18 protein-coding genes are annotated in these 21,224 nt (G+C 69.3%); 9 read left to right on the top strand and 9 right to left on the bottom strand.

Annotated features, from left to right (window positions below; all coding sequences use genetic code 11):
• Positions 1 to 228: 228 nt before the first annotated feature.
• From DVK07_RS15560 to DVK07_RS15550, 3 genes are all read right to left on the bottom strand, one after another.
• Positions 229 to 948, bottom strand: coding sequence for a GNAT family N-acetyltransferase (locus DVK07_RS15560; protein ID WP_121597905.1), 720 nt, complete (start codon positions 946 to 948; stop codon positions 229 to 231).
• Between the two features lie 97 nt (positions 949 to 1,045).
• The gene (locus DVK07_RS15555; RefSeq protein ID WP_121597904.1) at positions 1,046 to 1,966 is read right to left on the bottom strand and encodes a DNA adenine methylase; all 921 of its coding nucleotides are present in this window, start codon (positions 1,964 to 1,966) and stop codon (positions 1,046 to 1,048) included.
• Positions 1,967 to 2,107: 141 nt separating this feature from the next.
• Positions 2,108 to 2,407, bottom strand: coding sequence for a hypothetical protein (locus tag DVK07_RS15550; RefSeq protein ID WP_121597903.1), 300 nt, complete (start codon positions 2,405 to 2,407; stop codon positions 2,108 to 2,110).
• Between the two features lie 337 nt (positions 2,408 to 2,744).
• Between DVK07_RS15550 and DVK07_RS15545 the strand changes: the two genes are divergently transcribed.
• Positions 2,745 to 3,032, top strand: coding sequence for a hypothetical protein (locus DVK07_RS15545; RefSeq protein WP_017344441.1), 288 nt, complete (start codon positions 2,745 to 2,747; stop codon positions 3,030 to 3,032).
• Between the two features lie 122 nt (positions 3,033 to 3,154).
• On the opposite strand, the gene DVK07_RS15540 is transcribed toward DVK07_RS15545, so the two are convergent.
• A complete protein-coding gene (locus DVK07_RS15540) occupies positions 3,155 to 4,216 on the bottom strand; it encodes an NAD(P)/FAD-dependent oxidoreductase (protein ID WP_121597902.1) in 1,062 nt (353 codons plus the stop codon).
• Between the two features lie 64 nt (positions 4,217 to 4,280).
• Positions 4,281 to 4,790 (bottom strand): universal stress protein, encoded by a 510-nt coding sequence (locus tag DVK07_RS15535; RefSeq protein ID WP_121597901.1) that lies wholly within the window; start codon positions 4,788 to 4,790, stop codon positions 4,281 to 4,283.
• A gap of 511 nt (positions 4,791 to 5,301) precedes the next feature.
• Between DVK07_RS15535 and DVK07_RS15530 the strand changes: the two genes are divergently transcribed.
• The 3 genes from DVK07_RS15530 (at position 5,302) to DVK07_RS15520 (ending at position 8,748) form a co-directional block, all read left to right on the top strand.
• Complete coding sequence (locus tag DVK07_RS15530) at positions 5,302 to 7,005, top strand: L-lactate permease (RefSeq protein ID WP_233565456.1); 1,704 nt, start codon at positions 5,302 to 5,304, stop codon at positions 7,003 to 7,005.
• Between the two features lies 1 nt (position 7,006).
• Positions 7,007 to 7,189, top strand: a complete 183-nt coding sequence (locus DVK07_RS15525) for a hypothetical protein (RefSeq protein WP_121597900.1) — start codon at positions 7,007 to 7,009, stop codon at positions 7,187 to 7,189.
• A gap of 185 nt (positions 7,190 to 7,374) precedes the next feature.
• The gene (locus DVK07_RS15520; protein WP_121597899.1) at positions 7,375 to 8,748 is read left to right on the top strand and encodes an OFA family MFS transporter; all 1,374 of its coding nucleotides are present in this window, start codon (positions 7,375 to 7,377) and stop codon (positions 8,746 to 8,748) included.
• A gap of 126 nt (positions 8,749 to 8,874) precedes the next feature.
• Here DVK07_RS15520 and DVK07_RS15515 read toward each other — a convergent pair whose 3' ends face one another.
• Positions 8,875 to 9,483, bottom strand: a complete 609-nt coding sequence (locus DVK07_RS15515; RefSeq protein WP_121597898.1) for a class I SAM-dependent methyltransferase — start codon at positions 9,481 to 9,483, stop codon at positions 8,875 to 8,877.
• Between the two features lie 84 nt (positions 9,484 to 9,567).
• On the opposite strand from DVK07_RS15515, the gene DVK07_RS15510 reads away from it, so the two are divergent.
• On the top strand, positions 9,568 to 10,332 hold the full coding sequence (locus DVK07_RS15510) for a pirin family protein (protein ID WP_121597897.1): 765 nt from the start codon (positions 9,568 to 9,570) through the stop codon (positions 10,330 to 10,332).
• A 481-nt stretch (positions 10,333 to 10,813) separates the two neighbouring features.
• Positions 10,814 to 11,338: a hypothetical protein gene (locus DVK07_RS15505; protein WP_121597896.1), complete on the top strand. Its 525-nt coding sequence runs from the start codon at positions 10,814 to 10,816 to the stop codon at positions 11,336 to 11,338.
• Positions 11,339 to 11,347: 9 nt separating this feature from the next.
• Here DVK07_RS15505 and DVK07_RS15500 read toward each other — a convergent pair whose 3' ends face one another.
• Entirely contained in the window at positions 11,348 to 12,391 is a 1,044-nt protein-coding gene (locus DVK07_RS15500) for a succinylglutamate desuccinylase/aspartoacylase family protein (protein WP_121597895.1), read from the bottom strand.
• Between the two features lie 110 nt (positions 12,392 to 12,501).
• On the opposite strand from DVK07_RS15500, the gene DVK07_RS15495 reads away from it, so the two are divergent.
• A complete protein-coding gene (locus DVK07_RS15495) occupies positions 12,502 to 13,860 on the top strand; it encodes a RimK/LysX family protein (RefSeq protein WP_199719549.1) in 1,359 nt (452 codons plus the stop codon).
• A 970-nt stretch (positions 13,861 to 14,830) separates the two neighbouring features.
• Here DVK07_RS15495 and DVK07_RS15490 read toward each other — a convergent pair.
• Positions 14,831 to 15,427: a DNA-3-methyladenine glycosylase gene (locus tag DVK07_RS15490; RefSeq protein ID WP_121597894.1), complete on the bottom strand. Its 597-nt coding sequence runs from the start codon at positions 15,425 to 15,427 to the stop codon at positions 14,831 to 14,833.
• Positions 15,428 to 15,595: 168 nt separating this feature from the next.
• On the opposite strand from DVK07_RS15490, the gene DVK07_RS15485 reads away from it, so the two are divergent.
• On the top strand, positions 15,596 to 17,590 hold the full coding sequence (locus DVK07_RS15485; protein WP_121597893.1) for a 3-hydroxyacyl-CoA dehydrogenase/enoyl-CoA hydratase family protein: 1,995 nt from the start codon (positions 15,596 to 15,598) through the stop codon (positions 17,588 to 17,590).
• A 484-nt stretch (positions 17,591 to 18,074) separates the two neighbouring features.
• On the opposite strand, the gene asd is transcribed toward DVK07_RS15485, so the two are convergent.
• Positions 18,075 to 19,121, bottom strand: coding sequence for an aspartate-semialdehyde dehydrogenase (asd, locus tag DVK07_RS15475; protein WP_121597891.1), 1,047 nt, complete (start codon positions 19,119 to 19,121; stop codon positions 18,075 to 18,077).
• Positions 19,122 to 19,286: 165 nt separating this feature from the next.
• On the opposite strand from asd, the gene DVK07_RS15470 reads away from it, so the two are divergent.
• Entirely contained in the window at positions 19,287 to 20,969 is a 1,683-nt protein-coding gene (locus DVK07_RS15470; protein ID WP_121597890.1) for a Na+/H+ antiporter NhaC family protein, read from the top strand.
• Positions 20,970 to 21,224: the final 255 nt, after the last annotated feature.

Genomic DNA, 21,224 nt, shown 5'->3' with positions numbered 1-21,224 from the left:
CCCAACGCCGCGGTCGGGTGACCGCGCGGCTCCGGGGTCGACGCGGTACCTCGATCCGCGCGATTCCGCCGTGTCGATCCCGTTGAATCCGTTTTTCAGACGAATTCTCGCCTGAAACGGCTGGTCGCTGAAGGGTGCGTACTGACCGACGAGAATTCGACCGGTTCGAGATGGCGTTGTGAGCGCGACAGAAGATACGGAGCACGAATCGGCCGATCGTGAAGGGCGTTACCGCCGGTAGACGCCGAGATAAGCCGTGGCAAACCGGTGAAACCCGAGGTCCTGAGCAAGTGCGACGGACCATGGCCATGCGTCTGAGGTTCGGTACTGGGGGAGAAGTCCGTCAGCGAACGCCTTCTCCGTGGCTTGAGAGACGACGCTCCGACCGTATCCACGCCCGCGGTTGTCCGGGCGTGTCACGACTGCCAGATGGGCAAGTACGCCTTCCCAGACATCGAAGCCGGCGACCGCTACCAGCTCTTCATCAACAAAAAGTCCCACAGTCTCGCCGGGAGTGAACTGTGTTCCGCCTTGTTCCCACTCGGTATCCGGAATACTCCGTTGAAACGACCGATAGGCGGCGGCATCGGCAGCTGTGAGGGCTCGAGCGTCCGATTCGACGGGAGTGAACGTTTCTCGATCCGCGTATCCGTAGAACGTCGGGCCGATGGCCCGCTCGATACCGTCGAAGCGAGTGAGCCATCCGTGGACCGCGTCCTCGTCGTCGGCATCGAGTGGTATCCCGGTCTCACTCCGGTCTTCGGCTGCGTCTAAGAGCGGGCCCGGGACACCGACGATCAGGGAGTCGCCGTGAGAAAAAAGTTGGATACCGCCCTCCTCGGCGTCGCCAACGGTTCCTCCTGATTTCTCGAACGCCTCGGGAGGGACACCGAGGCGGTCAGCCCAATAGCGGCGGAGCGTCCACAGAGTACGTGAACTGAGACCCATGAACAGACATCGCTCCCGTGGGTTGGGAGGTACTTATTTCGATGGGGACCGAGGACGAGAAACATCGAACCCCGAGCATTTCAACGAAGCCGCGGGCTCAGAAGTCGGGGAGTTCCCGCTGCCCGGCCTCTCGGCGCTCGGCCGGCGGGACGTTCGTCGCCACGATCTCGTCGACCGCGTCGCGGTTGTCGGCGTCGGAGTTTATCGACCGGGTCGCGTCCTCGCGGTCGACGCGGAAGCCCGCGTCGGCGTACGCGTCGTACATCACGCCGCTGTTCGAGAGGACGACCCACACCCCAGAGTCGTCGAGCTCGCCGGCGACGTCGAGCAGGCGGCGCTGGTCCTCGCGGTCGAACCCCGACGCGCTGTACTCGTTGAAGCTCGCGGTCGCGCTCATCGGCTCGTAGGGCGGGTCGAAGTAGACGAGGTCGCCGGGCTCGGCGGCGTCGAGGACGTACGCGAAGTCCCCCTGTCGGATCTCGGCGTCGGCGAGCAGGTCGCTCGCCCGACGGACCCGGTCGCGTTGGATCCAGTCGGGGTCGGCGTACCGGCCGATCGGGACGTTGAACCCGCCGTCGGCGTTCTCGCGGTAGAGGCCGTTGTAACAGGTGCGGTTGAGGTACAGGAGGAGCGCGGCCTCCTCTATGGGGTCGAACTCCCCCTCGTACGGCCGGCGGTTGAACCGCGCGCGCTGCTGGTAGTAGTAGGCGTCCACGTCGCGGCCGCGCGCCGTCTCCTCGGCGTACGGGAGGGCCGGGTCGGGGCCGCTCTCGGGGTCGTCGAACGACGCGAGCCGGGCGATCAGCTCGTCGGGGCGGTCGCGGACCTGCTCGTAGAAGTTCACGAGCCGGGGGTTCGCGTCGTTGACCGTCGCGCGGGCGGGTTCGAGGTCGAAGAAGACGGCGCCGCCGCCGACGAACGGCTCGTGGTAGCGGCCGAACTCCGACGGGAACCGGGCGTACAGCTCGTCGAGCAGCTGCCGCTTCCCGCCGGCCCACTTCAGGATCGGCTCGGCCATGGCTGTCGGGTGTCGCCCGCGCCCGGGGATAAACGTCCCGGGCCGCGTCCGCGATGATCGGCCCCCGGGCCGCGTCCGCGATGATCGGCCCCCGGGCCGCCGCGCGCTCGGCCGGCCGCGACGGTCGGTCGACCGCGCCGGTCAGTCGTCAGAGGGCTCGACGTCCGGCATCGGGAGGTCGTCGACGTGGTCCGCGGCCTCCTCGAAGTTGGGGCCGGGCTCGATGGTCCCGGCCTCGCGGTCCCACTCGATGTAGCCGGCCTCCTCTAAGGCCGGCAGGTGCGTCTCGCGGAGCTCGGCGGCGATCTCGTCGGCCCGCCCGCGAACACGCAGATCCGCGACCGTCTCGACGGTGCCGTCGGCGAGGCCGGCGACCACGCGTCCGCGCTCCGGCGCCGAAACGACGACCGTTGGGTCGGTGGTGGGAGTGTCGAGTGTCATCGTGTGTATCTGTCCGTATCTACGAGAACAGTCGAAGCGAAATAAAAGCACCGCCGGGTCGCGTCTCGGGACCGTCCCCCTCCGCCCGGGTGAGCGGATTCGACTCCGGGGCCGTGAGCGCGATCCGCGGCGGGCGACTCCCTTCGACCGGGGCTTCGACGCCGTCACCGATACAAATTCACAGATTTTTGAGAGGTGTACTAATGAGTACCATGGTATGAGTTACACCGCATGAACAACCGTTTCAGTTGTTTTACGGACATGGTCCGTGGTACCGTTTCTCAAAACATATTTGGGAAGTGAAAGGTTTTAGTCGGCGGAGCGCGTACGGTGAGATATGTACCAAGGTTCCATCACCTCGGCGGAGGCGCACCGGCCGATCGGCTCCGAGTCGCCGCCGGGCAGTCGCTCGCCGCTGGGGACGCTCGCGTTCCTCGCGCTCGTCCTGGCACCGTTCGTCGCGCTCGCGTACCCCGTCGCGACCGTCGCGCTGCTGACCGGCACCGTCGCGCTCGCCGTCCTGTCGCGGTCCGTCCTGCGGACCCTGCGCCGGCGCAGCGGTCGCGTCCGGACGCTCACGCTCCCCGGTCTGGGGACCGTCGAGTACCGGATCACGACGAACTGACGCGACCGGACGACCGGACGATCGAAACGCCGGCGAACCGCTTTTCGAAAACAATCCGTCACCCCGCAGCGACGCCGCGGTCGACCGCGGTGCCGTCCTGATCCTCCCGGCTCCGATTCCGCTTAAATCCCGTACGCGACGCGCTCGCCGACGTCGAGCCCGTTCGCGATGGCGGCGTGGAGCCGCCCCTCGCCCGCGACCCAGTCGCCGAGCAGGTACAGCCCCGCGTCGCGCGCCGAGTCGACGGGCCCGCGGTCGACGCCGCCCTCCGGCTGGGCGTAGCGCCATCCCTGATGGTCGGTCCAGTCGGGCTCCGCCAGCCGTTCGTCGCCGACGACGTCGGCGGCGTGGTCGGCGAGCGCGGCGACGTTCTCGCCCGGGTCGTCGTCGTAATGCGCCGTCGACCACGCGTCGCTCGCCTGAACGACGAGCAGCGTCTCGCCGTCGGGGACGTGGCCCGCCTTGCACTCCTCGCGGGAGATCCAGCCGACCGCGTGTTCCTTGTCCGTGTTGACGAGCGCGTAGTAGGGGACGTCGAGCGCGAACGGGTAGCGGAGGACCGCGGTCCAGACGCTGCGGTACTCGACCCCGCCGACCGCCTCGACGAGCGTCTCGCGGAGCGGGTCGTCCCACTCGGCGGTCCGGAGCAGCTCGGCGGTCTGCGGCGCCGGGGGGTTTAAAAGTAGCACGTCGAACGGGCCGTGGGTCTCGTCGTCGGCGTCGTCGAGTTCCCAGCGAGCGTCGTCGCTCGCTCCGCCCGCGGCCTCGACTCTCCGCACCGTCTCGACCCGGGTCCGTCGGTGGACGGTCGCGTCGGTGCGGCCGAACAGCCGCTTCGCGATCTGGGTGAGCCCCTGCCGATAGCTCCACTTGTGTTCGTCGGCGTCGCGGCCGGGGGACACCGCCCCGTCGGCCTCGAAGGTGTACACCGGCTCGGTCACATCGACGAGGCCATCGTCGTCGAGCGTCTCGGTGATCAGTTCGACGACGCGGTCGTCGTCGCTCTTCAGGTAGTTCGCCCCGTAGTCGTACGTGAGGTCGTCATGGCGGCGGGTCGCCGCGCGCCCGCAGAGCCCGCCGGACTTCTCGAGGACCGTCACGTCCGCGTCCGGGACCGCGCCGTCGATGACGAACGCCGCCGCGGCCGCCCCCGCGCCCGCGCCGACGATGCCTACGTGAGTCACACCGATCGTTGGGACCGCGACCACTTAACCGGTCGCCGGGTCCGTCAGTCGTCGTCCGAACCGGTCAGTCGTCGTCCGGGCCGACGACCATGACCGGGACGTCGACCCCGCGCCGGACGCGGGTCGGGACCGGATCGGGGTGGAGCAGCCGGTCGAGCCCGCTCCGGTCGACGGATCCGACCACGACGAGGTCGGCGTCGTGCGCGGCGGCGAAGTCGACCGCCTCGCGGTGCGTCGTGCCGTACCGGAACCACTTCTCCACGTCGACGCCGGCCGCCTCGCCCGCGGCCTCGGCGGCCTCGACGAGCGCCTCGCCGGCCCGCTCGCGGCGCTCGACGACCACGTCCCAGCCCTCGGTCGTGTCGACGACGTACAGCGCGTCGACGCTCGCCCCGTGGGCCGCCGCGAGGTCGACGGCCGTCGAGGTCGCCGCCCGCCCGGCGGGGTCGTCGCGAGCGACGACCAGCACGCGCTCGAAGCGCCCCGTTCCGTGAGACCCCGCGGCGAGGTCGGCGTCGCGGGACGCGGTCGCGGTTCCGTCGTGCGGGTCGGCGGCGTCGATGTCGGTGGACATGGTGTGGGTTCGGGGCGTCGGCCAGGCGACGCCCTGTGTTCGAATACGGCTACGTGAGGGTCCATCTTAACAATTTTCGACAGGATAGACGATTATCATAATTTATGCTTCGACGTCCTATCGAGCGGGAAGGCCCAGCGAGGTCGGCCGGTCGCTTCCGGTCCCGGGTGCGGGGGCCGCTGGCCCTGCGCGGACGCTGAGGGGCTTCCGGATCCGGACTGAAGGCCTCGCACGTCTTTTTCGGAAGAACTTCGGGAGAAATCCGCCAGTGTGATCGATTCTGCGTCTGAATGCCCTCTAATAGCCTAATACAATCCCCGAAATTATGCCACTAGTTATTTCACCAACCAATATTATGAGTATTCTTTTATAAATCAATAAACCAGTCTGGGCCGTCGATCAATGACGAATTCGAACGAAAGGTGGGCGAACGAACGGAAACGTGTGGTTCGGAAACCGAGCGAGACTCGGTCTGCGAGCGGACCGGCACCGCGGAGCGGGGGTGACCGCCGTGCTGCCAGTTAACGCGACGTACGTCGGGCTGGCGCTGGTGCCGCTGGCGCTGCTCCTCTTCACGCTCGTCGTGTTGCGCTGGCGGGCGCACGAGGCGGCCTCGGTCGGCATGTTCTCCGCGGCCGCGGTCGCGCTGACGGCGTACGGGATGCCCGTCGAGGCGCTCTCGGTGGCGAGCGCGAAGGGGGTATGGGACGCGGTGTTCGTCCTCTACGTCATCCTCCCGGCGCTCGTATTCTATCACGTGATCGAGCGGGCGGACGGGTTCGAGGCGCTCCGCACGCGTATCACGTCGTTCACCGACAACGAGCTGTTCCTCGTGCTGGCGTTCGGCTGGGTGTTCGTCTCGTTCATGCAGTCAATCTCCGGGTTCGGGACGCCGATCGTCGTGGTGGCGCCGCTGCTGCTCGCGCTCGGCGTGAAGCCGGTGTACTCGGTCGCCATCCCGCTCATCGGGCACGCGTGGGCGAACACCTTCGGCACGCTCGGCGTGGCGTGGCTGGCGCTGGTCCAGGTCACCGAGATGCAAAGCGTCGCCGTGACGGCGCTCGCGCTCGCCGTCCTGCTGTGGATCCCGAACCTGATCGCCGGCTTCTCGATCGCGTGGATATACGGCCGGATGGACGCGGTGCGGTACGCCGCCCCGATGATTCTGGTCGTCTCGCTGATCCACGGCGGCGGCCAGCTGGCCGCGGTGACCGTCATCCCGCCGGAGTTCGCGAACTTCTTCGCGGCGACGGTCGGCCTGCTCGCGCTCGGCCCGCTCGCGATGTGGAGCCGGTACGCCAGCGCGACGGACGCGATCGGCGAGCGGCTCGTGATGACGGAGAACGTGAGCCCCGCCGCCGCCGAGGGCGACGGGACCGGGGCGGTCGCCGACGGCGGCGTGGCGACGCCCGCCGAGGCGGCCGAGCCCGACGAGGGGCTGATGGGTCTGCCGCTCGCGGCGCTGCCGTTCGCGGCCCTCGCCGCGATCGCGTTCGTCACCGCGGTCGTGACCCCGCTCGGCGACGCGCTCGGGAGCCTCCAAGTCGGCCTGAGATTCCCCGAGATATCGACGGGGCTCGGCGTCGTCACCGAGGCGACCGCGCCGTACTCGCCGTTCTCGCCGCTGTCGCACCCCGGGACGTTCCTGCTCGTCAGCGCGCTCGTCGCGTTCGTCGCGTACCGGCGCGGCGGGCACTACGAGGACGCCGCCGCACGGGCCGAGGCCGATCGGTCGGGCTTCACGCGGGCGGTGCTGGCGACCGCGATCCCGGCGTCGATCGCGGTGATCTCCTTCCTCGTCATGGCGAAGCTGATGGACCACAGCGGGCAGGTGCTCGTCCTCGCGGAGGGGACCGCGAGCGTGGCGACGCCGAACACCTACGGGTTCCTCTCGCCGCTCATCGGCTCGCTCGGAGCGTTCATGACGTCGAGCAACACGGCGTCGAACATCCTGTTCGGCGGGCTCCAACAGCAGACGGCCGCGCAGCTCGGCGGCATCTCCGAGGCGCTGATCCTCGGCGGACAGAGCGCCGGCGGCGCCATCGGGAACGCGATCTCGCCGGGCAACGTCATCCTCGGGACGACCGCGGCCGGGATCGTCGGCCGCGAGGGCGACGTCCTCCGGGTGACGATTCCGTGGGTCGCCGCCGTCGGCGCGCTGGTCGGGCTCGCGATCGTCCTGTTGAACGCCGCGGGGCTGCTGGGGGTGGCCTGAGATGGGCGTCCTCGACCGGTTCACCCTGGCGTTCGTCCTGATGGCGCTGTCCCTGCCCCTGATCAGCTACGGCGCGTCCGCCGGGGTCGCGGCGCTCTGGGCGGTCGGCCTCGCGATGCTTGCTATCGGGGGACTGATCCCCCCGGCGGTGCGGTTCACGGCCGCGGACCCAGACGCGCTCTGAGGACCCGCCGCCCGGGGTCGCCTCGCCCGCGGATCGTCGAGGCAAGTACGACCCCAACGACGCGTTTTAATCGATCAGTCCGAACAGTACCGGTACGAACGCGAGCGGTGCGGCGGACCGGCCCCGCACCCCGATCGAGGCACACGACATGACATCGAACACTACCACGCGGTCGACGAACGACGATGGGTAACGACGAACCGGGCGCCTCGACCGCCGAGACCGACGGGAAGAGCGACGACGGAGCGGTCGGTGGTACCGACGACGGGTCGGCCGGCGGGATCGACTACGCCGCGCGGGCGGCCGACGTCCTCGGCTTCTCGCGGTGGTGGCAGATCGCCGCCGCGGCCGGGATGATGGCCGCGGTGAGCCCGTACCAGTACGTCTGGTCGTCCATCTCGCCGTCGCTCTCGGAGGGCCTGGACATCGCGCTGCCGGCGCTGGGCGCGGTGTTCTCCTTTTACGTCGTGTTCCAGTCCCTCTCGCAGTTCCCCGCGGGCAAGTGGCGGGACAGCCGCGGCCCGGGCGCGCTCACGTTCCTCGCGGCGGTGCTGGCCGGCGGCGGGTACATCGGCCTCGCGTACGCGACGAGCCTCTGGCAGCTGTACCTCCTCTACTCGCTGGGCGCGGTCGGCGTCGGCATCGTCTACACCGTCGCGGTCAACACCGCCGTCAAGTGGTTCCCGGACCGAACCGGGCTGACGACCGGCGTCGGGACGATGGCGTTCGCCGCCGGGAGCGCCCTCGTCGTCCCGTACGTCCGCGCGAACGCGACCGTGGCGGCGTACAGTGACGTGCTCCGCAACATCGGGATCGGGATCTTGGTCGTCACGCTCGTCGGCTCGTTCCTCCTCCGCGACCCGCCGTCCGACTGGCTGGATCGGGGAGACGACGAGGACGACGGCGACGACGAGGGGCTCGCGGCGTCGATCCGGGGCCGCAACTACTCGACGCGCGAGATGCTCTCAACCTGGCAGTTCTGGCTGCTGTACGCGATGTTCATCGCGATGGCGAGCGCCGACCTCCTCGTCATCGCGAACGTGGTCCGGTTCGCGGAGAACTTCGGGCTCGCGGCGTTGATCGCCACGCTCTCCGCGACCCTGCTGCCCGTCGCCGCGGGCGTCTCGCGGCTGATCCTCGGCGAGGCGACCGACCGCTTCGACCGCAAGCGCGTGATGGCCGGGTCGTTCCTGCTGGCCGGGCTGTTCCGGATCGGACTCGTCGCCGCCGGCGAGGCGGGCAACGGGGCCGTCTTCGTCGCGTTCGTCCTCGGGGCGATGTTCTTCTCCTCGCCGCTGTACGTGTTCTTCCCGTCGATGCTGGCCGACTACTACGGCGCGGCCAACTCCTCCGGCAACTACGCGGTCCTGTACACCGCGAAGGTCGGCGGCGGCGTCTTCTCCGGCGTCGTCGCCGGCTACCTCGTCGCGTCGACGGGGTGGAACGCCACCTTCGTCCTCGGCGGCGCGCTCGCGGTCGCGGCGGGACTGGCGACCTTCGTCCTCCGCCCGCCGAGCGGGTCCGGGCTGGAATCGACCGAGCCGGCCGCCGCGGACTGAGCGAGACCGCCACCGAACGCCCACGACCTCGACGTCGCGCTCTCCGGCCGCGCCCCTACCGCGTCGCCCGACGGACCGCGAGCGACCAGAGCCCGACGGCGCCCCCGGCGGCGACGCGACGCGGCCTCACGGGAGCGTTCCCACCAGGGCGTGGAACGGGTCCTCGCCCGGACGCTCCGCGATCCGATCGGTGACCGCGAACCCGCCGGCGTCGAGGTACCGCTCGACGAGGTCGGCGCGCTCGGCCATCGCGGCGGCCCGCCACGCCCGGACGGCCTTCGTCGGGAACATGCGGTTCGAGAAGCTGACGACGACGGTGCCGCCGGGGGCCAGAACGCGGGCGAACTCGGCAAACACGGGCCCCGGGAACTGGAGGTACTGGACCGACAGCGCACAGCAGACGACGTCGAAGGAGCCGTCGGCGAACGGGAGCGACCGGTCGGCGTTGAGGTCGCTGACGACGAACTCGTCGAGCCGGTCGTTGGCGGCGAGTTCGGCCTCGTTAAGCCCGTGGCCGACGACGCGCTCGTACTCGGCGTCGGGCAGGTGCGACACCCAGCTGCTCATCGCGTCGAGGACGCGGTCGCCGGGCTCGGTCACCGAGGCGTACAGCTCGGTCAGCCGCGCGAGGAACGCGTCGTCCGCGTGGGTGACGAACCGCGGATCGGCGTAGAACGTCTCGTCGGGGCGGTCGTCGCGCTTGCGGCGGTCGCGGTCCGAGAGGACGGTCGGCACGATACCGGAATGAGGGGCGCGGGACAGAAGAGCGCGTCGCCCCCACCGGACGGCTTTTCACCGCGGAGATTTTACCAGTTGGTAATGGACTCCACCACCGCCGCCGACCGCGGCCTCCACCCGGCCCCGCGTTCCGAGGTGTTTCAGGATCAGGGGAAGTTCCGCACCCGATTCAACTTCCCCGGCCGCAACGCTCCGGACCACGACGACCACGGCTACGGCCCGCTCTCGACGGTCGTCGAGTCGTTCATGGACCCCGGCACGCTGATCCGGATGCACCAGCACCGCGACGAGGAGATCGTCTCGTGGGTGCCCGCGGGCGTGATGCGCCACGACGACCGCGAGGGCAACGAGCTGGTCACGGACTCGGAACACCTCCTCGTGATGAACGCCGGGTCCGGGTTCTGGCACGCCGAGGAGACGCTCGCGGACGACCCGCCGCTCCGGATGCTCCAGATATTCGTCCGCCCCCAAGAGATCGGCTTAGAACCCGGGATCCAGCACGGGCCGCTGCCGGACCCCGAGCCGAACGAGTGGCGCCGCGTGTTCGCGCCCGCAGGCGCCGACCACCCGTTCACTGTGCGCAACGCGGTCGACTGCTACGACGTGCGACTCGACGCCGAGGCGGGCGCGACGCTCCCCGAGATCGAGGGCCGCGACGCCTACGTGTACGTCTTCGAGGGCGCCGTCGACGTCGGTGACGCCGCGCTCGACGAGACGGAGAGCGCCCTGTGGACCGGCGACGGCGCCCCGCCGACCGTGACCGCGGGCGACGAGGGTGCGACCGTCGTCGCCTTCCTCATCGACCCCGACGCGCCCGTGACGCGGCAGGGGACGATCGGGCGGTAGGGTAGCGGGGGTACGTGCGCCACCGCGGGATGCGATACAGTATTTAAATGACCAGGAGCGACGGCGACGATTATTTATAAACGAACTGCGGTGGCGTGCGCCTCCGAGCGCCCGAAGGGCGCGAGGAGCGCCGCGCGAGGGAGTCGGTCGCCGAGCGAAGCGACGGCGACCGACGAGGCTGGGGAGGCGTGAGGTGCGGTTGCGGTGCTGTGCGGGGCGGGACTCAAAGGGGCAGCCGCGAAGACGCCGTAGGCGACGTAAGCACCGCAGGGAGCGAGCAACGCGAGCGACCGAGGAGCGCAACGAGCGTACGGCGTCTTCGCGGCTGGGGCTTTGGAGGTGTCCGCCGCCAACCGGTTATCACTCATTTATAAACGAGCGGCTGGGGATTTGGAGGTGTCCGGCGCCGATCCGCCAGCGACTATTTATAAACCCGAGTAAAGTCGGAAAAGCTCAACTCCCGGCCCGATAAATCCGAGCCATGCGCACCCCGCTCGCGGCCGTCGGGCTCGTCGCGCTCGGCGTCCTCCTGATGGCGAACCCCCTGTTCCTCCCCGTCTCGGTCGGCGAGCCGAACCCCGCCTACACGCACACGGTTCAGCCGGTGGGCGAGGGGTCGGTCGCCGGCATCGAGTCGCCGGCGCCCGACACCGCGAACGGCTCCAACGCCTCCGACGCGGTCGTCGCGTACGGCGACCTCGATCCGGCGGCCCGCGCGGCGTTCGACCGGGCCCGCGGCTCCCCCGAGGGCGGCTTCGGCGTCGAGGACCCCGACGAACGCGTCGACTCGCTGTCGTACCCGACGGAGCCGACGCTCGGGGACGGGCTCCTGATCGTCGAGCGCGACGGCGATCGGTACGAGTTCTGGACCCGGACCGTCGAGCGCGAGCCGGGGGCCGTCGTCGCGCAGCGCGTCTTCCTCCAGCCGGTCGCGTTCCTCGGCGGCTTCCTCGCGGTCGTCGCCGGCGCCGCGGTCGGGCTCCGGGAGCGGTTCGCCGGAGAGTAACGGGGAGTCCTATTCTCTGACCGTCGACGCCGGCTGGCCGACGGGCTTCGGCGCGTCGCCGGCCTCGATCGCCCGGCGGGTCGACTCGCCGATCTCGACGAGGTGACAGAGGGGGTTGCCGGGGTAGACGACGGGGTTCTCTAAGAGGCCGATCAGGAGGCCGGTGAAGGGGGCCTCGACCGCGACCGCGTCCTGCTTGAACGGGTTGGTGATCGTCGCGATGCGCTCGCCCTCGCGGACGAGCGACCCGCTCTCGAAGTGGGTGTCGACGATGCCGCCGGAGTCGGCGCGCAGCCACGTCTTCTCGCCCGCGCCGGCGACGACCGTGCGCCAGCCGGGCCAGCGCACCGTGTCCGTCTCCAAGAGATCGTACTCCGCGAAGACGGAGCGCACGCCGGCGAGCGCGTCGTCGATCAGCGGGCGCTGGAACCGGTGGGCCTCCCCCATCTCGATCGTGATCGTCGGGATGCCGTCGGCGGTGGCCTCGCCGCGGAGGGTACCGCTCGGCCCGTCGCTGTCGATGATCACCTTCGAGCCGAACGCCATCGCGAGCCGGTAGACTGCCTCGTCGGTCATGTCCGCGCGGACGTGGAGCATGTTCGTCCGGCCGCGGGTGGAGGTGTGGAAGTCGAGCCCGAAGTCGCAGGGCGCGATGAAGTTCTCGTAGATGCGGTGGGCCATCCGCTTCGAGCTGGTCGACCCCCGTTTCCCGGGGAACGACCGGTTCAGGTCGCGGTCGTAGACGGGGAGGTACCGCTGTTGCGCGAGGAAGCCGGGGACGTTGAGGACGGGGAGACAGACGAGGGTGCCCGCGAGCTCCGAGAGGTCCCACTCGTGGGCGACCTCGCGGACGACCTCGATCCCGTTGAGCTCGTCGCCGTGGGCGGCGGCGGTGAGGAAGGCGGTCGGCCCGTCGCGCTCGCCGTTGACGATGGTGACCGGGATCCGCACCGGGTCGCCGAGGTACGTCTCGCTGATTCCGTAGCGGATGTTCTGCGTGTCGCCGGGCGGCACCGCCCCGCCGTTGTACGTGAACGCCCGGTCGTCGCTCATGGGAAACCGGAGCACGGCGCCGGGTATATATATGGCGACCGGGCGATCGGACGTTTCGCCGGGCTGAATCGATCGGCGTTCCTTTTAGGGCGGCCCCCGCAGGGAGACGTATGAGTTCGGACTCGGTTCGGGTGGGAGTGCTGTCGCTGCACAACAGCAAGGAGACGAAGGCGATCTGTAACGCGGTCGAGGACCTCGGCCACGAGCCGGTGTGGCTCCGCGAGGAGAACGCCGCGGTCAGCGTCGAGGACGGCGACGTCTCCGTCGAGCCCGCGGTCGACGTGATTGCGAACCGCCTCCTCTTGTCGAACACCGACCAGCCCGCGGAGCTGTTGGGGCTGGCGACCACGTTCGAGCGTATCCGGCCGATGCTGAACGAGCCGGACGCCGTCCTCGCGTCGATCCACAAGTTCGCGACGGCCGCGACGCTCGCGGACTGGAACATCCGCGTGCCCGACGCGCTGTTGGCGCTGTCGAACGACCGCCTCAACGAGGGGCGCGAGCGGTTCGGCGACGTGGGGGTGTACAAGACCGCGATCGGCACCCACGGCGGCGGGACGTGGAAGGTGGACCTCACCGAGCGCGTGAATCCGAAGGTGGGCAACCGGCAGGCGTTCCTCCAGCGGCTGATCGACCGCGACGACGAGAAGCACCGCGACCTGCGGGTGTACGTCGTCGGCGACGAGATCGTCGGCTCGATGTACCGCTACGCGCCCGAGGGCGACTGGCGCACCAACGTCGCGCTCGGCGGCGCCGTCGAGGACGCCACCGACGACATGCCCGATGAGGCCGCCGACACCGCCCTCTACGCCGCCGAGGTGATGGGGCTCGACTACGCCGGCGTCGACCTCGTCGAGGGGTACGACGGCTGGTACGTCCTCGAAGTGAACCCCACGGCGGGGTTCAAGGGCCTCTTCGAGGCGACCGGGACGAGCCCGGCCCCGTTCATCGCGAAGCACGCGATCGAGACGGTCGGCGGCGAGGTGGACGACGAGGCGGTCGAGCGCGTCGCCGCGACGCTCGACGACTCGCGGCCCTCCTGCGCGCCAGCGCCGAAGCCGAGCTCGACCGAGCAGCCCGACATCGGCTACATCGAGGAGGTCGTCGTCACCGGCACCTCCGGCTCCACGCAGGCGCTCGCGAAGTCGGACACGGGCGCGACCCGGACGAGCATCGACACCCAGCTGGCGGCCGAGATCGGCGCCGGCCCTATCAAGAGCATGACGCGCGTCAAGTCGGGCAGCGTGAAGGGCGGAAAGGCCCGTCCCGTCGTCGACCTCGTGATCGGGATCGGCGGGAACCAGCACACCGTCACCGCGAGCGTCGAGGACCGCGGCCACATGGAGTACCCGCTCCTCCTCGGCCGCGACATCCTCACCGACTACCGGGTCGACGTGCGCCGGCGCGCCGACACCGACGAGGCGGAGCGCGACGAGGCGGGCGAGATCCTCGAAGAAGAGGAAGAGTAGACGGAGACGCGGTCGACGAGACGGGATCAGTTGCGGTGGCGCGTGCCTCCGAGCGCACACCGGGCGCGAGGAGCGCGCGCGAGGGAGTCAGTCGCCGGAGCGAAGCGGAGGCGACTGACGAGGCTGGGGAGGCGTGAGGCTGCGGTCGCTGTGCGGGGCGGGGTGGGAATCGAAGGGGCAGCCGCGAGGACGAAGCACGGCGACGTAAGCACCGCAGGAACGAGCGAAGCGAGTGACGAGGAGCGCAGCGAGCCGCGCGAGTCCTCGCGGCTGGGGCTTCGGTGGTGTTCGCCGTTGATCAGTTGGCTTTGTTGAAATCCTCGGAAACGGAGATATTGAATTGGGTTCTGGTCAGTACAGACGTAACGACGAGCGATTTCGGGAGTACGTGTAGTACGTCGTGAGTGAGGTCATTTATAAACCAGAGTGCGGTGTTGCTGTCGGCTGTTTATAAGTGACTGACGCCACCGCGGCGAGTGTCTCCAAAGCCCCAGCCGGGAGGGCGTCGTACGCTCGCTGCGCTCCTCGGTCGCTCACTCCGTTCGCCCCCTGCGGTGCTTACGTCGCCTACGACGCCCTCCCGGCTGCCCCTTTGAGTCCCACCCCATACAGCGACCGCACCTCACGCCTCCCCAGCCTCGCCGCTCGCTCCGCTCGCGGCGTCCCTCGCGGGCTGGCTCGCGGCCTCCGCTTCGCTCCGGCCGCTCGCAGGCGCGCCACCGCACCCCTTTTATAAGCGCTCGTCGCCGTCGCTCGTGGTTATTTAAACACCACATCGCGGCTACTGATCTGCGATACCTACTCCCGCTACCGATCAGGAAGCACCCTTCATTGACCAGCCGTTTCATCTGAGTATCTGTCTGAAGAATAGGATTTCAACAGAGCCGATCAGTTGTTTATAAATATCACCGTCGTCCGCCCGAACGACTGGCACTTGGACAACGTTCACGGGCGATCCAAACCCAACCGATTACGACTCGTACTCTGCCCAGATGTAGCGCGTGCCGTAGCTCCGGTAGGGGCGCCACGCCTCGCCGATCTCGCGAATCTCGGCGCGGCTCAGTCCCTCGCCGTCGTTGTACGCCTGTTCGATCCCCTTCCGCACCGCGAGGTCACCGAGCGGGAGCACGTCCTCACGGCCGAGCGCGAAGATGAGGTACATCCGCGCGGTCCACTCGCCCACTCCGTGAATCTCGGTGAGCCGGTCGACGACCGCCTCGTCGCTCACGCCCGCCAGCCCCTCCCGGGTGAAGTCGCGCTCGTCGTCGCGGAACGCGGCCGCGACGTTACGCAGGTACTCGACCTTCGTGCCGCTGAGCCCGGCCTCGCGAAGGGCCGACTCGTCGGCCGCGAGGACGCGGTCGGGCGTCGGGTCGCCGCCCAGCACGTCCAGGAACCGCTCGCGGATCGCGTCCGCGGAGGCGGTCGAGAGCTGCTGGTTCACGATGGAGGTACAGAGCCGACCGAACTCGTCGTCCGCGGGCTCGACCGAGAGCCGTCCGTGCCGGTCGACGAGCGCCGCCATCGTCGGGTCCTCGCGCAGCGTCGCCGCGACGTCGCCGTCCATGTCGGGGAGACGGGACCGCACGCAGGAGTACGTTCGGTTCCGCTCCGACACGCTTCGGTTCCGACTCGACGCGCGGGGATCCGGCGTAGCCTACCCGAATAAACTAACGGTGCGTTTCGCGTTTGGAAGATGAAAACGTTCAACCATGACGGTTCCGACCGTTCGGGTATGCAGCTCGAAGACGTTCAGCGCGTGGCAGTGCTCGGTGCCGGAAACATGGGGCACGGCATCGCGGAAGTGGCGGCGCTCGCCGGCTACGACGTGTCGCTCCGCGACATCAACGAGGAGCTCGTCGAGAAGGGGTACGACCAGATCGAGTGGTCGCTCGGCAAGCTCGCCGAGAAGGACCGGATCGGCGACGACGAGGCCGACGCCGCGCTCGACCGCGTCGAAGCGTTCGTGGACCTCGAGGACGCGCTCGACGGCGCCGACGTGGTCGTCGAGGTCGTCCCCGAGAAGATGGCGATCAAGAAGGACGTGTACGACGAGGTCGTCGAGCACGCGCCCGAGGAGGCCGTCTTCGTCACCAACACCTCCAGCCTCTCTATCACCGAACTCTCCGAGGTCACCGACCGGCCCGAGCGCTTCTGCGGCATGCACTTCTTCAACCCGCCGGTGCGGATGGACCTCGTCGAGGTCATCTCCGGGAAGCACACGAGCGAGGACACCCTCGAGCTGATCGAGGGGCTCGCCGAGTCGATGGGGAAGACCCCCGTCCGCGTCCGGAAGGACAGCCCCGGCTTCATCGTCAACCGGATCCTCGTCCCGCTGATGAACGAGGCGGCGTGGATCGTCGAGTCCGGCGACGCGACGATGGAGGCGGTCGACTCCACGACGAAGTTCGACATGGGCCTCCCGATGGGCTCGTTCGAGCTCGCCGACCAGGTCGGCATCGACGTGGGGTACCACGTGCTGGAGTACATGCACGAGGTCCTCGGCGACGCCTACCGCCCCTGCCCCCTGCTCGGCGAGAAGGTCGAGGCGGAAGACCTCGGCAAGAAGACTGGCAAGGGCTTCTACGACTACGAGGACGGCGAGGGCGCCCAGATCCCGACCGACGCGGTCGACGAGGACGTCCGCCGCCGCCTGCTCGCGGTGATGGCCAACGAGACGGCCGGCCTGATCGGCAACGACGTGGCCGACGCCGAAGATATCGACGAGGCGGTCAAGCTCGGCGCCGGCTTCCCCGACGGCCCGGCCAAGCTCGCGGACGAGGAGGGGCTCGACGCCTTGGTCGAGACGCTCGACGCGCTCGCGGAGGAGACCGGCGAGGCGCGCTACGAGGCGACCGACTACCTGCGCGAGGCCGCCGAGTCCGGCGGGTTCCGCGGCGGCGCGGGAGGCGGGAGCGGCGACGCGGACGGCACCGAGGGCGGCCCCGACTACGAGGTCCTGAACGTCGAGGTCGCGGACCGGGTCGGGCACGTCGAGATCGACCGCCCGCACCGGATGAACACGATCAGCGGCGAGGTGCTCGACGAGCTCGCGGACGCGGTCGACCGGCTCGACGCCGACGACGAGGTGCGGGCGATCCTCCTGTCCGGCGCGGGCGACCGCGCGTTCTCCGCGGGCGCGGACGTCCAGAGCATGGCCGCGGGCGGCGCCGACCCGATCCACGCCGTCGAGCTGTCGCGACAGGGCCAGCAGACGTTCGGGAAGCTCGAGGCGTCCGACAAGCCCGTGATCGCCGCCATCGACGGCTACTGCCTCGGCGGCGGGATGGAGCTCGCGACCGCGGCGGACATGCGGATCGCCTCCGAGCGCTCCGAGCTGGGCCAGCCCGAGCTCGACCTCGGCCTACTTCCGGGGTGGGGCGGCACGCAGCGGCTCGCCCGGATCGTCGGCGAGGGGCGCGCGAAGGAGATCATCCTCACCGCCGACCGCTACGACGCCGAGACGATGGCCGACTACGACTTCGTCAACGAGGTCGTGCCGGACGACGAGCTCGACGAGCGGGCCCGCGAGCTGGCCGAGCAGCTGGCCGGCGGCCCGCCGATCGCGCAGAAGTACACGAAGCGCGCGATCCACGCCGGCCGGACGGACAACGAGGCCGGGCTCGAAGTCGAGGCGATGGGCTTCGGCCACGTGATGAACACCGACGACCTCATGGAGGGGGTCACGGCGTTCATGGGCGACGGCGAGCCCGAGTTCGAAGGGAAGTAAGACGCGAACGGGTCGGCTGTGGTGGTGGGGACGGTCGCGTCTCCGACTGTTTATTTTTAAGTGAGTAATTGCGGAGTGGCAGAAGGCACCGCCGAAGCCCCAGCCGTGAGGCGGGCGCACACTCGCTGTGGTCCTCACTCGGTCGCTTCGCTCCCTCGTTGCGGTCCTTGCGTCGTCTGCGCCCGCCTCACGGCTGCCCCTTCGAGTCCCGCCCACACAGCGACCGCACCTCACGCCTCCCCAGCCTCGTCGGCCTCCCTCCGCTTCGCTCCGGTCGGCCGACTCCCTCGCGCGGCGCTCTCGCCGGCGGCTTCGCCGCCGGCTGTCAGAGAGACCTTCGGTCTCTCGCTACTCACGTCCTTCGGACGCTCGGAGGCACGCGCCACCGGGAAAATCGAGGTTCCGATCCGCGGTCCAGTCGCTGTCGGTTATTTTAAAAACAGTCGCGGTTGCTGGGCTCGATGGCCGCCGAGTAGTTCGACCCTTATACGTACCCCTCCTCGACGAGCAGCTCGCCGTTGAGCAGAGAGGCGCCCGCCGCGCCGCGGATCGTGTTGTGCGCGAGGCAGTTGTACTTCGCGCCGGCGTCCGTCGACTGGACGCCGCCGGCGACGATCCCCATCCCGTCCGCGTACGTGCGGTCGAGGCGGGGCTGCGGGCGCTCGGGCTCGTCGTCGCCGTACACCTTGATGAGCTGGTCGGGCGAGCTCGGGAGGTCGCCGGCGCCCTCGAACGAGCGCATCGCCTCGCGGAGCTCCTCCGGCGAGGGGTCGTCGGCGAACTCGGCGAAGACGTTCTCCAAGTGGCCGTCGAGCGTCGGGATCCGGTTACACGAGGCGGCCACGTCGGCGTCGTGAAGCGCGACCTCCGCGCCGTCGAACTCGCCGAGCAGCTTGCGCGACTCCGTCTCCATCTTGTTCTCCTCGCCGCCGATGTGCGGGATGGCGTTGTCGATGATCTCCATCGAGGTGACGCCGGAGTAGCCGGCGCCCGAGACGGCCTGAAGCGTCGAGACGCGGACGCTCTCCAGGCCGAACTCGTCGATCGCCGCGAGCGTCGGCACCATCGTGATCGTCGAGCAGTTCGGGTTCTTCACGAGGGCGCCGTCCCAGCCGCGCTCGTCGCGCTGGACCTCGATCAGGTCGAGGTGGTCGGGGTTGATCTCGGGGATCGTGAGCGGCACGTCCGCGGCCATGCGGTCGTTCGAAGAGTTCGAGGAGACGACGTAGCCCTCCTCCAAGAAGGCGGGCTCGACCTCGGCCGCGACGCCCGAGGGGAGCGAGGAGAAGAGGAGGTCGACGTCGTCGTCCGCGATGCCCGCGGGCGCCGTCTCCGCGACCTCCATCTCGGCGACGTCGTCCGGGATGGGCGTGTCGACGCGCCACTTGGCCGCCTCGCGGTAGGTCTTCCCCGCGCTCTCCTCGCTCGCGGTGACCGCGGCGAGGTCGAACGTCGGGTGGTCGTCGAGCAACTGGATGAATCGCTGGCCCACGGCGCCCGTCGCGCCGAGGATGCCGACTCGGACTGACATTGCGCGTGGGTCCGTGGCAGGGACGTAAGTGCGTTCGGATAGGCGTCGATACCGCCGGTCGGGGCCGGCGTCGCGATCGCGGGTCGGAGCGATCCCGCCACAGTCCCGCGATCGGTCCCCGTTAGGCAACGCATTATAAATAGGAGTGCGTGTCACCGACACGCCATGTCCGAGTTCGGAGCGCTCTCGATCGTCCCGCCGCTGCTCGCCATCGCGCTGGCGATCCTCACCCGCAAGGCGATCCTCTCGCTGTTCCTCGGCATCTGGTCGGGGGCCGTGATCTTCACGGGCGGGCTCGGGATCGTCCAGACGTTCGACTGGATCGTCGGGGCGATCATCGCCGACGACGGGTTCCAGGCGACGATCCTCGTGTTCACGCTGCTGCTCGGCTCCGGGGTGGCCATGGTGTGGAACCTCGGCGGGACCTACGCGATCCGCGACTGGGCGATCGAGCGCCTCGACACGCAGCGCAAGGCGGGGCTGGCGGCGTGGCTCCTCGGGATCGTCCTCTTCTTCGACGACTACGCCAACACCGCCATCGTCGGTTCGGCGATGAAAGACGTCTCGGACCAGCTCCGGATCTCCCGCGAGAAGCTCTCGTACGTCGTCGACTCCACGGCCGCGCCCGTCGCCACGCTCGGGATCTCCTCGTGGGTCGCGTTCCAGCTGTCGCTGATCGACGAGGGGTACTCGGCGGCGGGCGTCGCCGACGCGAACCGGCCCAGCACCTTCGAGGTGTTCCTCTCTTCGATCCCGTTCAACATGTACGCGATCCTCGCGGTCGCGATGGTCGCCATCGTCGTGCTGTGGGGCCGCGACTACGGCGAGATGCTGACGGCCGAACACCGCTCGTGGACGACCGGACGGGTCACCCGCGAGGGCGCGGAGCCGATGCAGGACGTGGCGGGCGAACTGGGGGAGCCGCCGGCGCCGACGCCGCGGCTGATCAACTTCTTCGCGCCGGTCGCGGTCCTGATCGTCGTCACGGTCGCGACCGCGTTCTGGTCCGGCGGCTTCGCGCCGACCGGCTTCCTCGCCGACCTCGTCGCGGCCGAGTTCGGGAGCGCGGGCGACCGCCTGTGGAACGCGGTCATCAACGCGGACTTCGCGACCGCGCTGATGATCGGCGCGTTCGGGATGGTGCTGTCCGGGTTCGTCCTCGGGAAGGTCTACCGGGTCTTCGGCTTCGGCGACGCGACGGAGTACACCGTCGACGGGTTCGGAATCATGCTCACCGCGGTGTCGATCCTCGTCTTAGCGTGGGGGATCGGCGAGGTCATCTCCGCGCTGGAGACGGGCCGGTACGTCGCCGAGGCGACGGTCGGGACGGTCCCACAGGCCGTCCTCCCGGCGCTCGTGATGGTCGTCGCCGGCTTCATCGCCTTCTCGACCGGGACCTCGTGGGGAACGATGGGGATCATGACGCCCATCGCGGTCCCCATCGCCTGGGAGGTCTCCGGGGGCGGCGCCGAGGGGCACACCCTCGTCGCGGTCATGGTCGGCGTCATCTTCTCCGGGGCGATCTTCGGCGACCACAGCTCGCCAATCTCCGACACGACGGTGCTGTCCGCGACGTTCACCGGCGCGGACCTCATCGACCACGTCCGCACGCAGATCTACTACGCGGTCACGGTCGGACTGGTCTCGGTGGCGCTGCTGCTCGTGTGGGGATTCTTCGGAGTCACGCCGTTCGTGCTGCTCCCCGTCGGCGTCCTGACGCTCGTCGCGCTCGTCTCCCTCCTCTCCGAGTTCGACGCCCGCCGTCGCGGGATCGACCCGGTCTCGGTCTCGGAGCCGCAGACCGACGACGGCGAGCGCGTGGTCGTCGCCGGCACCGAGGACGACTGAGCCCCATCCGACCTTTTAAACGCACTCGGCGGTTAGCCGGGGTCGCGCGCCATTAGTCCCCGCCCGAGTACTCCCCGATGGGAGCGATGACAGCGCGGAGAACCCAGGCGCGTCACACCGGTCGCTGACGCGACCGCGCCCGTCGCCGCGCAGGCGACCGCCCGCCACGAGGGTTTCCCGGTCGACGCGGCACGCAGCCGGAGATGAGACCGGTCGTTAGTGTCGCGGGCGACATTTCAAGCGTCCGAGAGCGAC

Origin of the sequence: Halorubrum sp. Atlit-26R (assembly GCF_003666015.1) — an archaeon.
Lineage (GTDB): Archaea > Halobacteriota > Halobacteria > Halobacteriales > Haloferacaceae > Halorubrum.
Note: the sequence above shows the minus strand (reverse complement) of the source record. Positions and strands in the feature narration are given on the sequence as shown.